This is a genomic window from Moraxella macacae 0408225 (assembly GCF_000320365.1).
GTDB lineage: Bacteria > Pseudomonadota > Gammaproteobacteria > Pseudomonadales > Moraxellaceae > Faucicola > Faucicola macacae.
The window spans coordinates 706268-721115 of record NZ_ANIN01000001.1; the positions used below are offsets into that span (position 1 = coordinate 706268).

The 14848-nt window shown below is 38.4% G+C and carries 16 protein-coding genes and 1 tRNA gene; 8 read left to right on the forward strand and 9 right to left on the reverse strand.

Annotated features, from left to right (window positions below; translation table 11 throughout):
* Positions 1-6: 6 nt before the first annotated feature.
* The 5 genes from MOMA_RS03165 to MOMA_RS03185 all read left to right on the forward strand — a co-directional run bounded on the left by MOMA_RS03165 (position 7) and on the right by MOMA_RS03185 (position 5414).
* Positions 7-2322, forward strand: coding sequence for an ATP-binding protein (locus MOMA_RS03165; protein ID WP_009767172.1), 2316 nt, complete (start codon positions 7-9; stop codon positions 2320-2322).
* Between the two features lie 89 nt (positions 2323-2411).
* Positions 2412-2795 (forward strand): response regulator transcription factor, encoded by a 384-nt coding sequence (locus MOMA_RS03170; RefSeq protein WP_009767173.1) that lies wholly within the window; start codon positions 2412-2414, stop codon positions 2793-2795.
* A gap of 190 nt (positions 2796-2985) precedes the next feature.
* Entirely contained in the window at positions 2986-3648 is a 663-nt protein-coding gene (gene ccmA, locus MOMA_RS03175) for a heme ABC exporter ATP-binding protein CcmA (RefSeq protein ID WP_009767174.1), read from the forward strand.
* A gap of 128 nt (positions 3649-3776) precedes the next feature.
* Positions 3777-4451 carry a heme exporter protein CcmB gene (locus MOMA_RS03180; protein WP_009767175.1) on the forward strand — a complete coding sequence of 225 codons (675 nt, stop codon included), beginning with the start codon at positions 3777-3779 and terminating at the stop codon, positions 4449-4451.
* 603 nt (positions 4452-5054) lie between these two features.
* Entirely contained in the window at positions 5055-5414 is a 360-nt protein-coding gene (locus MOMA_RS03185; RefSeq protein WP_009767176.1) for a hypothetical protein, read from the forward strand.
* 80 nt (positions 5415-5494) lie between these two features.
* On the opposite strand, the gene ispE is transcribed toward MOMA_RS03185, so the two are convergent.
* The 8 genes from ispE to moaA all read right to left on the reverse strand — a co-directional run bounded on the left by ispE (position 5495) and on the right by moaA (position 10622).
* Positions 5495-6460, reverse strand: a complete 966-nt coding sequence (ispE, locus tag MOMA_RS03190; protein WP_009767177.1) for a 4-(cytidine 5'-diphospho)-2-C-methyl-D-erythritol kinase — start codon at positions 6458-6460, stop codon at positions 5495-5497.
* Between the two features lie 157 nt (positions 6461-6617).
* A tRNA-Gly gene (locus tag MOMA_RS03195) sits at positions 6618-6693 on the reverse strand.
* A gap of 193 nt (positions 6694-6886) precedes the next feature.
* Positions 6887-7381, reverse strand: a complete 495-nt coding sequence (locus MOMA_RS03200) for a molybdenum cofactor biosynthesis protein MoaE (protein WP_040625012.1) — start codon at positions 7379-7381, stop codon at positions 6887-6889.
* A gap of 7 nt (positions 7382-7388) precedes the next feature.
* A complete protein-coding gene (gene moaD / locus MOMA_RS03205) occupies positions 7389-7667 on the reverse strand; it encodes a molybdopterin converting factor subunit 1 (RefSeq protein WP_009767179.1) in 279 nt (92 codons plus the stop codon).
* Complete coding sequence (moaC, locus tag MOMA_RS03210; RefSeq protein ID WP_009767180.1) at positions 7651-8163, reverse strand: cyclic pyranopterin monophosphate synthase MoaC; 513 nt, start codon at positions 8161-8163, stop codon at positions 7651-7653. Before moaC ends, moaD begins: the two co-directional genes overlap by 17 nt.
* Positions 8164-8186: 23 nt before the next feature.
* Positions 8187-8831 (reverse strand): molybdenum cofactor guanylyltransferase, encoded by a 645-nt coding sequence (gene mobA, locus MOMA_RS03215; protein WP_040624794.1) that lies wholly within the window; start codon positions 8829-8831, stop codon positions 8187-8189.
* Positions 8832-8862: 31 nt separating this feature from the next.
* Entirely contained in the window at positions 8863-9441 is a 579-nt protein-coding gene (gene moaB / locus MOMA_RS03220) for a molybdenum cofactor biosynthesis protein B (protein WP_051012718.1), read from the reverse strand.
* 116 nt (positions 9442-9557) lie between these two features.
* Positions 9558-10622 carry a GTP 3',8-cyclase MoaA gene (moaA, locus tag MOMA_RS03225; RefSeq protein ID WP_009767183.1) on the reverse strand — a complete coding sequence of 355 codons (1065 nt, stop codon included), beginning with the start codon at positions 10620-10622 and terminating at the stop codon, positions 9558-9560.
* A 270-nt stretch (positions 10623-10892) separates the two neighbouring features.
* On the opposite strand from moaA, the gene MOMA_RS03230 reads away from it, so the two are divergent.
* From MOMA_RS03230 to MOMA_RS03240, 3 genes are all read left to right on the forward strand, one after another.
* Complete coding sequence (locus MOMA_RS03230) at positions 10893-11495, forward strand: dual specificity protein phosphatase family protein (RefSeq protein WP_009767184.1); 603 nt, start codon at positions 10893-10895, stop codon at positions 11493-11495.
* A 20-nt stretch (positions 11496-11515) separates the two neighbouring features.
* Positions 11516-12940 (forward strand): lipopolysaccharide biosynthesis protein, encoded by a 1425-nt coding sequence (locus tag MOMA_RS03235; protein ID WP_009767185.1) that lies wholly within the window; start codon positions 11516-11518, stop codon positions 12938-12940.
* A 137-nt stretch (positions 12941-13077) separates the two neighbouring features.
* The gene (locus tag MOMA_RS03240) at positions 13078-13647 is read left to right on the forward strand and encodes a c-type cytochrome (RefSeq protein ID WP_009767186.1); all 570 of its coding nucleotides are present in this window, start codon (positions 13078-13080) and stop codon (positions 13645-13647) included.
* A 138-nt stretch (positions 13648-13785) separates the two neighbouring features.
* Here the strand turns inward: MOMA_RS03240 and era are convergent, their stop codons facing one another.
* Positions 13786-14823 carry a GTPase Era gene (era, locus tag MOMA_RS03245; RefSeq protein WP_009767187.1) on the reverse strand — a complete coding sequence of 346 codons (1038 nt, stop codon included), beginning with the start codon at positions 14821-14823 and terminating at the stop codon, positions 13786-13788.
* Positions 14824-14848 lie beyond the last annotated feature (25 nt).

The following is a 14848-nucleotide window of genomic DNA, read 5'->3' on the forward strand; positions in this document are numbered from 1 at the left end:
TCGCTCATGTCAACGAATTTAGCCAATACCCAACAAGTTGGAATTTTTACCAAGTATAAGTTTTTGATTGTATTAATTGGTGCATTTTTTGCCCTGATTTTGCTTTTATCCAGTTTAACGTTTGTTGTGTCTCATCGCATTGCCAAAGCAACTCAAGAGCTTGATTTGGCATCGCAACAAACAGTTTTGGTGCAGCGGTTGTCAAAAAACTTGTTTGATACAAATTTGTATTTGAATGCTGCCATCTCCCCCCCCCAGTCAACAACCAACCCAAACGCCAAGCAATATAACACTAAGCAATATAACACTAAGCAATATAACACTAAGCAAGACAATGTATCGGTAGAAAAAGTTTCGATAACGGATTTGCCTCAGTCCGCGATTTTTCAACTTGAAGAAATTACCGAGCAATACCAATTGTTTGACCAAACCCTACAGGCCTTTAAACAAGGTGGCGTGGTTAAAGGTGAAAATGGGCATGAAACCGTCATTACAGCAACAACCGATCCTAACCAAATCAAAACTTTAGAGGCTATCCAAACCATTTGGACGCCGTATCAAGGGTTGCTTGAAAACTTTATTAAAGACAATGAAGCTGGCAAACTTAGTAAAAATACCGCTGAATATCTGATGGATTATACGCGTTTGTATAATTTGTCATTAAGCAATGAAACAAATGATTATGCCAACTATCTTAACAACAATATCCAACAACAAACCGCCCAGTTACGCATGGTACAGGTTGTTGGTATGGCAATTGCGTTTTTGTTATTTTTAGGGATTATTTTTGGGGCATTGCGTCAATTGTTCAAATCGGACAAACAATTGGCCGCAGCGCATGAAGAATTGCTCATTGCACAAAGACAAACCGACGATATTATGAATACAGTCAATGAAGGGTTATTCCTGATTGACAAAGATTTAAGAATCGCCGATCAATATTCAGGTAAACTTGAGGAAATTCTGCAACAAAAAAACATTGCAGGGCGCTGCATGTATGACTTGTTAAAAGGTATGATTAGCCAAAAAGACATGGACACTACCAAGCTGTTTATTGATCAACTTTACAACAGTTGGGTGGTGGAGGATTTAATCCAAGATTTAAATCCATTAAAACAAGTGCTGGTGTCTTATGTGAATAAAAAAGGCATTACCGATACCAAGTTTTTGGAATTTAACTTTTTGCGCGTGATGGACGAAGTTAGTAAAAACGTAGAAAAAGTATTCGTAAGCGTGGTAGATGTAACCAACGAGGTGCGTTTGGAACTACAAATGCAAAAAGACCGTGAACAACACGATCGTCAAATTGAGATGATTAGTTATTTGTTAACGGTGAATCCAACCCAGTTAAACAACTTTATCAAAGAAACCAAACAGCGGATTGAACGCATGAATAATGTGTTAAAAATGGAACAATCCGATACGCTATTGCACAAAGCACAACAGCTTTATCGTGAAAGCCACAGTCTAAAAGGCGATGCATCGGCGATTAAACTTAATGCAGTTGTGGATATTGTTGAAAAACAAGAATCTCAAGTCAAACAACTGCTGGAAAGACGCCAATTAACAGGCAATGATTTCTTAAGTTTTACCATTGCGTTAAATGAATTGATGGATATGGTGAATTTTATTGAAGAGTTGACCTTACGCCTAAATCTAAAAGATGAAAATGTGGCCGCCAAACCAACAGATCAAGCAACAAATCAATCCGCCGAGAGCAAAATTGCACTGATAAACCCCCATAAATCCGATCCAATTTCCACTAAAGACAATTATTGGCAAGATTATTTTGGCAACTATGCCAATGACATTGCCAATCGACAAGGCAAAAAAGTTGTGGTTTCGGTGAATGGTTTTGACAATACGTCAATTAGCGAAGAAAAAAGCCACTTATATAAAGACATTGCAACCCAGTTTCTAAAAAATGCCATTGTGCACGGTATCGAAAGCCCTAGCGAACGCCTTGCCAAAGGCAAACCTGAATTGGGCGTGGTAACATTAAGTCTGGAAAATATTGCTGACAATCAACAAAAATTGAGCATTACCGACGATGGCCAAGGCATTAATTGGGAAAAAATCCGCGATAAGGCGGTAGAAATTGGACAAGTTACCAAAGAGCAAGCCAAAAACCTACAGTCAAAAGATTTGGTGCGTTTGATGTTAAGTGCAGGCGTATCCACCGCCGACAAACAAGATGAAGATGCAGGACGTGGCGTGGGCATGGATATCGTGCGTCAATTGGCAATGGAGGGGCAAGGCAGATTTGGTATGAACAGTCAACCGAACCAATTTACCCAAATGAGCGTGACTTTTCCACGATAAACCCCTATAATATTATTTTTCAATCAAGGTTTTGTTTTTTAAATCTTAAAATAAAATATTGATTGCCTTAACAATGAGGTTAAAAAATTATGGCATACCGTTTGATGATAGTTGATGACTCCAATATTATCCGTAACCGTATTGAGCGCAGCTTTGCCAATAGTGATATTGAAATTGTTGCCACTGCCAGTAATGGTGTGGAAGCGTTACAAAAATTTGCTGAACACAAACCTGACCTTGTCACGATGGATTTAACCATGCCTGAAATGGACGGCTTAGAGTGCATTCAAAAAATCATAGGGCAAGGCACGGGCGTGAGTATTCTGGTTGTGTCGGCGTTATCGGACAAGGCAACGGCTTTACAGGCATTACAATATGGCGCAAGAGGCTTTATTTGTAAGCCTTTTAGTGAAGAGGATTTGTTTTCTGCAATTCAAAGGCTGATAGAAATGCAAAGCCGTGCCAAAGTCTAACAAATTTAACAAACGATTTGTAAATTTAATTTTGTAAAATTCAATAAAGCCTTTTAATGCGTTAAGAGGCTTTTGTTTTTACCAAATTGGCTTTTTACCAAATTGACTTTTTTACCAAATTGGCAAAATTCATGATAAATCGCTATAATACAGCAAAATAGATACAGCAAATTTTTTGTGTAAAATCAGTATGCCAAATCAGCCACCCACTTCCAGTTCTGCAATAAAATCTACCGAGCCTGTACTGGCGTGTTGTGATGTAGCCATTCAACGCGGTGAGTTTGTCTTATGTAACCATGTATCCTTTCGACTGTATCAAGGCGATATTTGTCATTTAACCGGTGAAAATGGCATGGGCAAAACCACGTTTATCATGCAATTGGCGGGTTTAATTCCGATAATACAAGGTGAAGTTTTATACCAAGGCAAGCCAAATCTACCCACGCAGCCACTGTACATTGCCCATCAAGTTGGCATTCATGCACAGCTTAGTGTGAAGCAGAATTTACGCTTTTTGTTGGGGTTATATGCTATCAAGCCAACAGCAGATGAACTGTCGCAAGCATTACACTGGGTTGGGTTGGCAGGTTATGAAGACATTGCTTGTTATCAGTTATCGGCAGGACAGATGCGTCGCGTAGGGCTTTCTCGTTTGTGGTTTTGTGTCAAACAATCCGATGCAATACCGTTTTGGTTGTTAGATGAACCATTGACCGCCTTGGACATAAATATGATCGCAAAAGTTGAAAAAATCATGCAAGATTTTGCCAATCAAGGCGGTACGGTGTTGTTAACCAGTCATCAAACCGTATCTGTGGCAAATAAAACCTTGGATTTACAAAAGTTTATCTGATGGTTTTTAATATTTTTAACCCAAATAAATCTTTATTCTACAAACATTATTTTTACAAACATTATTTCTACAAACATTATTTCTACAAACATTATTTCTACAAACATTGAGTGCAACACAAATTTAACATGAATACGGTTGATTTTTCTACCCTTTGGCAACGCGAATGGCAAATCAAACAACAAAACAAAATGCAATGGCTATATCCGCTTGTGTTGTTTTTGATAATCATTACCTTGTTTCCGCTTACTGTCGGATCTGAACCAAAACTGTTAAAACAGCTTGGCGTACCTGCGGTGTGGATTGCAGGATTGTTGTCATTGGTTATGGGTATGGACAATCTGTTTAAACCTGCATTGGAAAATGGCACGCTTGCTCAGTTGGTTGTGGCTCGTGCATCACTGTCTTTGTGGGTGTTGGCAAGGTTAATGGTGCATTGGCTTACAAGTGCAGGCATGGTGGCAATTTTGGCAATTTTGGCAATGCCACTGTTTGGTTTAGATGCTCGTGATACATTGATTTTAAGCGTGTCAATTGTTGTCGGTAGCCCATTGTTATTGTGTCTATCGGCAATTGCCAGTAGTTTGACCTTGTCGCTAAAAAATGGGGCAATACTTGTTCCTTTGATGGCATTGCCAATGCAATTGCCTGTGTTGATTTTTGCAACAGGTGCTGTGGATTTGTTTGCCACAGGCATGAATGGGTTACCGATTTTGGCGTTGTTATTGGCAGGAAGTATTTTTGCACTAATTTTATCACCTTTGATCATTGCTTATGCGTTAAAGATGGCATGGTTAAGCTAACTTATTGATAATAATTAAAAAAATCTAAAGAATTTGTAATAAATAAAAAGATACTATACAACTAATAAACATTTGTGTTAGAATATTATTTCTAAGTTTTTACGAAAAAAGATATCTTTTTATCAAAAACTAAATAATTTGTTACAATTTAGCCAAAAAAAAGATTTTCTTTTTAAAAAAACTGGGCTAAAATACGTTCGCTTTATATGTCGCGTACATTCTATTAACAACCCCTTTAATTTAATAGGTTTTAATTTAACAGGTTTCTAACCGCTTCTTAAGATCTAAATAAATCTAACTAAATCGATGTTATCATCATCTATGTTATCATCGCAAATGAATAGATTGATAGTGTAGCGAAGCATCAAAACAACTTTGGTATCTGTTTTAAACGCTGTGTCTGTTTTTGAAGCAGATTAAAACAAAAACGATGTGCTTGTTGCAGACTTGGGTGGATATATCATTCACCAATTCAAAAAATGTTTGGATTGTGTAAGAACTCAATACGCTGTTTTTGCAAAAAACACAACTGACAATAAGCGATAATAAGTTTTAACCAGAGTAGGTAAAGATGGGGTTAAATTCTTTTTTAGGAGAAATTGTATGAAATTTCAATCAATTGCATTATCTGCATTGTTGGCAACTTTGGCATTAACTGGTTGTTCAAAACCAGCTGAAGAAGCTCATGAAGCAAAAGTTGAAGCAGTAGAGGCTGCCTCTGTTGCTATGGCTGATGCCGCATCTGCACCACATGATGATGCTACCCAACAAGCCGCTTCTGTTGCTATGGCTGCTGCAACCACAGCATCTATCGCTGCTGAAAATGCATCTGACGCCGCTGCAATGGGTAATGACGCCGCCGCTGAACAAGCAGAAGCAACTGCTGAAAACGCAGAAGAAGCTGCTAAAGAAGCCGCTGATGCTACCAAAGATGCTGTTGACGGTGTTAAAGAAGCAAAATAATCAAATTTTAAAATTTGACAAAAAAAGGAACATTGCGTTCCTTTTTTTGTTTTTGATGTGTTGTTTTTTTTGCGTGGATTTTATAGTGTTTTTACGATGACGCTTTTACATGGGGCGTTTTTTTGCCAGTTTGCCAATGTTTGTTGGTTGATTTGTTGGTCTAAATCCATGGGCAAGGGCAAAAACACGCATCCGCCAGATCCTGTCATGCGTGGCGTGGTTTTGCTGCTATCTGCCAAGTTTTGTAAATATTTGAGTGCTTGACAAACAGGCTGTGATAACAGGCTAACAATTGGCTCAAATACATTGATAAAATCTTTGCTTAAATGGTCGCAAAAATCCGCGGTATGTTGGCGTAAAAATGCGTGAGATAGGGTTTGGCAGTTGCGCTGTAAATTACAATTTGCAAACAATTGTTTGGTATTGATATGAGAATTTGGCATTAGCAACAATAATTGCTGTGGGGGCAGTGTAATTGGCGTTAGCAGCTCACCAATTCCCTCGCCAATTGCACTTTGTCCAAGGATAAAAATTGGCACATCTGCCCCAAGGCTTGCTCCAATTTGGATTAACTCTGTTTGGCTAAGCTGTAGTTGCCAAATTTCGTTGAGTGTGGTTAACGTTGTTGCGCAGTTAGATGAACCGCCACCAAGTCCTGCTCCCATTGGCAATTTTTTGGTTAAATGAATGTCAATGATTGGCAATTGGCTGATTTGTGCAATGCTTAATTTTTGTTGATTTTTGGCAAATTCCAATAGGGCAAGCCCGGCTTTGGCGATTAAATTATCCGACAAATTTTCGGTAATTGTTTGATTGGCGTGATTTTCTTGTTGTATGGTTAACCGAATCGGTAAATTGTTGTGGTTAAAATTAGCAGGAATTTGTTGATTGGTTGGACAAAACGTCAGCGCGTCATACAAATCAATCAAGCGAAAAACGGTTTGTAAATTGTGATAGCCGTCATCACGTTTGCCTGTAATGTGCAAAAACAAATTGATTTTGGCAAAAGCGTGTTTGGTAAGAGATTGATTGGATAAACTTGGCATGGTTTAGGTTGGCAGATTTTGTGGCAGATATTGATAGTTTAGCCCAAAAAAAGGCACAATACAATCAATCTGTGCAATCAATCCATACAATAAAAAATCCATGCGTAAAAAACGCACACAATAAAAAACCACTTAATCATAAGTGGTTTTTAGAATTTGGAGCGGGAAACGAGATTCGAACTCGCGACCCCGACCTTGGCAAGGTCGTGCTCTACCAACTGAGCTATTCCCGCATTTTAAATCAACAAACTTTTACAAACAAACTTTCACAAGATTTTTTGTTTGTCTGTTGTTTCGTTGTGTTGCATATTATAAGGATTTTTAAAACCAAGTCAAGCACTTTTTTTAAATTTTTTCAAAAATTTTATAGATGATTGATTTTTATAAAAATTTATTTTAAAGATTGTGGTTTTTTTGGTTGCTTGGCTATCCATTGTTAGAAAGCCATAAACTTTTGGTGCTATCGGCGTAAAACTCTTGTTTCCATACAGGAATGTCTGATTTTATGCTATCTAGCAACCAGCGACACGCATCAAAAGCAGGATAACGGTGATGGGCGGTAACGCCAATCCATACCGCCATATCACCCACGTTAAGATCGCCAATGCGATGCAGAGCAATAGCGTGCTGTATGTCAAATTTTTCTTTGGCGTGTTGTATGATTTTTTTGCCTTGATTGAGGGCAAGTTTTTCATAGCCATAATAGGTCAAATGGGTAACCGTGCGTTTATTATTGTGGTTACGCACCCACCCTTCAAAGGTTGCCAACGCTCCACAGTTGTTGTTTAATAGTGCTGTTTTTAGCTGTCTGTCATCAATGGGTTTGTCAAGCAGAGCAAAACCATGATGAATCGCGGTTTGATATGCTTCATATTCGCTAAGTGATATGCTTGATGAGTTTTGGTGTGGTTTTTTATTCAAAACCATATTAACCTCCTGCCACAGGCGGAATGAATGCCAATATATCACCGTGATTGATGGGTGTTTGCCAATTGCTAAATTCATGATTGATAGCGACGGCGATTTTGTCTTTACTCAATGAAAAATTGTATTTTTGCGATAATTTGTCAAAAATTTGCCCAGCGGTTTCGTCATTTACCATAAGCTGTTCTTCGTCAATGCCTGCATGATCGGCAAGACTGGCAAAGTACAATACGTTAATTTTTTTATCATGAATTTTATGACTGTCATTACAAATATTTGGCATAATCAGATTTTCCTCCGGTTTTATTAACCAAGCAAATATCACCAATCACAATGTCATTGCTAAGCGTTTTGGTATTGGGCGTTTTGGTACTAAGTGCTTTGGTCATGTCATAGATGGTCAAACACGCGACAGATACCGCGGTAAGGGCTTCCATTTCTACGCCAGTTTTGTGGGTGGTTTTGGCAGTGGCACTAACCACAAGAGCATGATTGACATCATCATAATCAAAATCCATTTTTACCGTGTCAAGCGCTAAGGCATGACATAGTGGAATAAGCTCGTGGGTTTTTTTCGCTCCCATAATGCCTGCAATGTGAGCTATGGCGGTGATCGATCCTTTTTTGGTCTGTCCGCAGGCTTGCTTTATTTTGGTGTAAATGTTTGGTGCAAAAACAACCTTGCCTGTGGCTGTGGCGGTGCGTGCAGTCGTGGGTTTATCGGCGATATCGACCATTGTGATATTACCGTTTGCGTCTAAGTGGGTTAAATTTGGCATGGCTTGTCTTCTTTAATTAGGTTTTAAAATTGGGTTAATGGGTTAAAATATTGCAAAGCATGCTGAAATTCAGCAAGGGTATTAAAATTTGCCAAATTTTGCCAACCGGTATCCATGGCAATTTTTTGTACAGATTTGTCTTTCAAAAACTTCATGACAGAGCGTTCCCCATTATCCAAATAGGTTTTTAGATCGGTTATCAAATCCAAACGATACAGTCCAAGCAGTGGGTAATCTTTATCGTTATGCGTAAGATAAATCACTTGACTATTAGGTTTTGCTTTAATAAGTTTATTATATAGCTTATCAATACCGATTAAATTATCACAGCTTGCTACCAAAATGTAATCACCAGTTAGCCTGTGATTTTGACAATAAACAAACGCATTTAGCAAGCATGATAACGCCCCTGCGTTTTTTATATAATCACTGATCGCGATAACATCATTTGGCAGGCTAAATTTTTTGTCATTATTGCCGATTAAAATTGTAATTGAGTGGTTTATGTTGCTAATCGTGTTGCTAATTTGTTTGGCGTGCTGAATATGAAAATTAAGCAAAGTATCGCTATTGGCGTTATTGCTTGGTATGGGCAATAATGCTTTGGGTGAGCCCATGCGAGAGGATTGCCCTCCTGCTAAAATTAAGATGCCAGATAGCGTTATCATGTTAATACTTAATCGGTTAATGTTTAATTGGTTAATGCTTAGGATTTTGGCGCATAAGATGCGGTACAAAATTACAAGGAAGCGTGCGATTGTCCAGTTGTTGTTGTAAAATTCCTAGCCAACCTGTGCGACACGCTCCTGTTGATCCGGGCAAACAAAAAATCACTGTATTGTTTGCCATGCCTGCTATTGCCCGAGATTGTAACGTACTCATGCCAATTTCATCTTTTGAGAGCAGGCGAAACATCTCTCCAAAACCGTCTACCGATTTATCAAACAATACTGCCACCGCCTCAGGCATATTGTCTCGCCCATAAAAACCCGTGCCACCTGTGGTAATCACCGCGTGAACATTTGGGTTGGCAATCCAGTTGCTAATCACCGCGCGAATTTGATAAATGTCATCAGTGGTTAAAGTTCGCTCAAACAACGTATGCCCTGCCTCAATGATACTGTCTGCCAAATATTTGCCCGAGGTATCTTCATTTAGTGTGCGTGTGTCTGATACGGTTAACACCGCGATATTTAAAGGGATAAACGGTTTGGCGGTTTTTGGGCTATCTGTATGGTTGTTGGTTGTGTGAACAGAATGGTTGCAAAGTTTACACATGACGTCTCCTAGGTAAATTAAAATTATGTAATGTTTTAACAAATGTTTTAACAAATCTTTTAACAAATGTTTTAACAAGCAATTGGCAAAATCGTTGCCAAAACCGCGGACAAAAACTAACCACCAACCAAGGATAAATTTTTCATCAATCCGCTATGAGTGTTTAGATCATGATGTTCAGGTTTAATTGGCATTAGGTTTTGTAGCGCATCAATCAACCCTGGCGTGTCATTATTTTGTAAAAACTTACGAATGTCGTAATTTTGACTGTCAAACAAGCACAAATGCACCTTGCCAAGACTGCTAACACGCAAGCGGTTACAACTGTTACAAAAATTTTTGTGATATGGTTCAATAATGCCAATGCTGCCTGCGTAATCAGTATGAACGTATTCAAGGGCAGGGCCGTCATCGCTGTGTTTTGGGCGTAATTTCCAACCGTTTTTGGCAAGGTGATTTTTAATGAGTGTCGCGGTTTGGTTTTGGGCAAAAAACAGATCTTGATTGTCTGAAGTTTGCATAAACTCAATAAAACGGTAAGTTACAGGGCGGTTTTTGACAAAATCAAGGACGGACATCAGATTGTCATAAACGGTATCTGCCCTTAAAATACCATTCATCTTTAGGTGAATGTCGGTGGTATCAAGCAATGTATCCACATCTTGTAACAATGTAGCCAGTGTATCAAAACCTGTGATTTTTTTGAACACTTTCGGATTAAAACTGTCTACGCTAAGGTTGAGTTGATTTAACCCGGCTTGTTGCCAAGCGGATAAATGTTTGTGCAGTTTATAGCCGTTTGATGAGATGGCTGTTTTGGCAATGCCATGCGATTTAACGATGGCAATGATATCACCAAGATCACGCCGAACAGACGGTTCACCTCCTGTTAGACGCACTTTTTTTGTACCAAGGCGTTTAAAACCGTCAATGAGTGTGTCAATTTCAGACAATGTAAGCTCGTTGTTTGGGCGTTTGCCTTGATAGCCATTTGGTAAGCAATAATCACAACGAAAATTGCAAAAATCAGTAATTGACAAGCGTAAATAAGTCAGTTGTCTATGAAATTTATCAATCAAAACAGGTGTGTGCGTTTGGTTTTGTAAATCGTGTGTGGGCGATTGACCGATACCGATCGCTGTTTTAAGGTGAGATGACGAGCCGATTGACAAGGTTTTCATTATAATTTTGTGCTAAGCGTTGCCTAAGTTTTTGGTTTGCTGGTTATTATAAAAGATTTTTTTGTGCAAAAATACTCAACCAATGGTAAAAAAACTACTACTTTAGCAGTATATTTTTAGCAGTGTGTTTTGGCAACATGTTTTGGCAACATGTTGTGGCTTTGCACTGCGTTGTGGCTTTGAGTTGTGTTTTGCTAAAAATTAATGCTTTTTTGGGGCAAATTGATTAAACTATACACTTTAAAAAATTAACCCATTCACGTAAAACCTATGCAAAAAAAACGCTTTGCTCTTGCCGTTATCGTTATCGCAGCGACCGCTTGTGCCATACCGCCTTTGCCGGAACCTCGTCCCAGTCATTGGGCAAAACTTATTGAAGCGGATAGTAATTTTTATCAAGTGGACGACCAGCTTTTTCGAAGTGAACAGATGTTGTCTGAAGATATAAACCTGTTAAAATCGCAAAACATTCATGCAATTATTAACTTGCGTTATTTTAACCGTGATGAAAATGAAGAGCAACTTAACAATAAGAATTTTACTTTAATCAATCACCCGTTAAAAACGTGGGCGGTAACCCCAGAACAACTTGCTAAAATTTTGTTGGAAATTGACAATCAACAAAAACTAGGCAAAAAAGTATTGGTGCATTGTTATCACGGTTCTGACCGAACAGGGATTGTGATTGCTATGTATCGGATTATTCAGCAAAACTGGACAATTGAGCAAGCCAAACAAGAAATGCTACAAGGTGGCTATGGTTATCACAGCATTTGGCAAAATTTGATCAATCTTTTGACCAAAGAAAAAGTCAATCAAGTACACAAAATTTACCTTCAACTCAAAAACAATAACAATAACAATAACAATTAAAAAAACCAAATAGGTGGCGTGTGAATATTAAACGTTTGTTGGGCGAAACGATTATTTATGGGATTGGGGCAATTTTGCCACGGATTATCACTTTTTTATTAAATCCTTTATATATCAATTATATAGACAAAGAAGCCTTTGCAATTTTTACCAGTTTATATGCGTGGATCGCGTTTATCAACATCATGCTAACTTTTGGTTTTGAAACCTCGTATTTTCGCTATGCAGGCGAGAATGGCATGCATCAAAAAGTGTTTAATACCTCGTTTTGGTTTGTAACCGGTCTTGCAACGCTATTTTTGCTCGTGATTTTGTTGTTGAATTATCCGCTTGCTGTTTTGTTGGATTATGCAAAAAACCCTGAGTATTTACGTTGGTTTGCGTGGATCGCGTTTTTTGATGCTGTGTGTACCATACCGTTTGCGTGGTTGCGTTTTCACAACAAACCCATTAGGTATTCCGTCATTCGCGTGTCGTCTATTTTGATTCAGACGGTGCTTGTGATTGTTTTATTTCGTTTTGTGTCTGTGGATTTTGCCAAAAGTATCGGCTTGCATCAGCAAGTTTCTTACCCATTTTTTAGTAATTTGGTGGCAAGTTTTGCAACTTTTGTCATGTTATTGCCAATCATTGTCAAAGTAAAATTTGATTTTGATAAAGATTTGTTTAAAAAAATGTTAAACTATTCTTATCCTGTAATGTTGGCAGGATTGGCATTTATGGTGAATGAAAATTTTGACAAAATCATGCAATATTATTGGATTGACAAAGGCGATGCAGGGGCATATGGTGGCGTGTATAAATTAGCAGTACTAATGACACTTTTTGTTACAGCTTATCGTATGGGCATTGAGCCGTTTTTGTTTAAACAAATGAAAAATGCCGATGCCACCAAAACTTATGCCACACTGACCGAGTATTTTACCTTGTTTGCATCTGTTGTAGCCTTAGGGATTATTGCCAATATTTCTTGGCTTAAACGCCTGTTTATCACAGATAGCAGTTATTGGACGGCAATAGATATTGTACCGATTATTGTGATTGCCAATTTGTTTTTTGGGATTTATTACAATTTATCCACTTGGTATAAAGTTACCGATCGCACCAAAATTGGCACGGCAATTTCTTGGTTTGGAGCGGGGCTTACGATTTTATTGCACGTTTTATTTTTGCAAAAATACGGTTTTATGGTGTCAGCTTGGGTAACGCTTGTGGTGTATGTTAGCATGACGGCAATTTCGTATGTTTTGGGACAAAAAATATATCCAATTCCGTATAAAACCAAAAAAATCACCGGATTTTTGGCAATTTTAATGCTGTTTAGCGTGATTATTGTGAGTGTTTTTGCGATGAACTTTTGGTTATCCAACGCACTGCTGTTGATTTATATTGCTTTGGTGCTGTTTGTGGAGCAAGATTTATTAAAAAAAATGCTTAGGGGTTAAAAAGCAATAAAAAATCATAGATTTTTGCTTAGATTTTCCCTTATAATAGTAGGGAAAATATTACAAACATCGCACATTGTGTTAAAAAATGTCAATACATGGCGGTGCAACCCTTGAAAATAAAGAGAATGTAACGAATGAAAAAAGTAGTTATGCTATCAGCTGTTGCCATGCTAAGCCTAGCGGGTGTCGCTGTCAGCCAAGCCGAACCGACAGCCAGTGCTACCGCTTCTAGCGTTGCACCAGCAACCAGTGCTACCGCCAGTGCCACTGCCAGCGTTGCATCAGCACCAACACCAGCAAAAAAAGAAGAAATTCCACAAGATCCACCACAAGTCCAAAAATTAATTGCGTTATACCCAAATCTAATCGCGCGCATCGCCCCTCAAGGCAAAGTGTGTTTTGAGGGCAAAGAGTGTGATATCACCATCGCAGCTCAACTTGGTCCTGCCGATCCAAACAATCCGCGTGATGGCAAAACCATTTACGAGGGCGTTTGTCATACTTGTCATGCCACAGGTTTGTTAGGATCGCCAAAATTTGGTGATAAAGCAAGTTGGTCAGCTAGGATTGGTAAAGGCAAAACCACGTTGCATAACAATGCAATTAACGGTTTTAATGCCATGCCTGCCAAAGGTGGTAAAGCAGATTTATTAGATGTTGAAGTTACCAATGCGGTTGATTATATGTTAGATAGTGTTAAGTAATGGTTGGTATGTTTAACAAAACAAAGTAACAAGTTAACAAATAAAAAGTTAACAAATAAAAAAGCACAATTTGTTTTGTGCTTTTTTTGTGGTTAAAGATTTTTGTGGTTAAAGATTACGGATAAAAGGTTTTAGATCTTAATAACCCAAACTGGTTAATGCCCTTTCATCATCGCTCCAACCTTTTTTCACTTTTACCCACAGGGTTAGCATGATTTTTTTCTCAAACATTTTTTCCATGTCAAGGCGTGCATCCATACCAATTTGTTTGATTTTTTCACCGCCCTCGCCGATGATAATGGTTTTTTGTCCTTTGCGTTCCACAAAAATCGTCGCATCAATAAAGGTTATCGCTTTGCGCCATTTGCCAGTTGTTGGATCTTGATGGGCGGCTTCATCTTTAAACGTATCAATTTGTACGGTCAGATCGTACGGAATTTCATCACCACACGTTCGCATGACTTTTTCGCGAATGATTTCACTTGCCAAAAAACGCTCCGAACGGTCAGTCATTTGTTCGGCATTGTAAATCGGTTCACAAATTGGCAAATGCTTGTGAATAACGCTTAATAACGTATCTAAGTTATGTCCACGCAAGGCGGAGATCGGTATAACATCGCTAAAAATGCCTGTATTGTGAAGTTTTTCTAACAAAGCCAACAAATCACCCTTATGTTTAATTGTATCGCTTTTGTTAATCACAGCAATGATGGGTAGATTTAAGTTTTGCAGTTTTGAAAATACCAATTCATCATCACCAACCCATTTTAAACCATCTACCACAAACAATACCACATCTACATCAGCCAAGGCAGATGTTGCGGTTTGGTTCATGCGTTCGTTAATCATACGCACTTCTTTGGCGTGAATGCCAGGCGTGTCTACAAAAATTGCCTGCATGTCGTCATCGGTATAAATGCCCATAATTCGGTGGCGAGTGGTCTGTGGTTTACGCGAGGTAATGGATAATTTTTGCCCCAAAATATGATTCATCAGTGTGGATTTACCAACATTTGGACGGCCGACAATAGCAATATGACCGGTGCGAAAATCTTCGTTGTGTTTGGTTTTTTGTTCGCTGTTAAAAAATTGGCTGATAATGTTTTGATTGATGGTATCGGCTTGATTGACGGTATTTTGGCTGTCATTGTTTAAATTTTCTACATGATTTGACATAAAATAAACTCTTAGCTTTGATAAC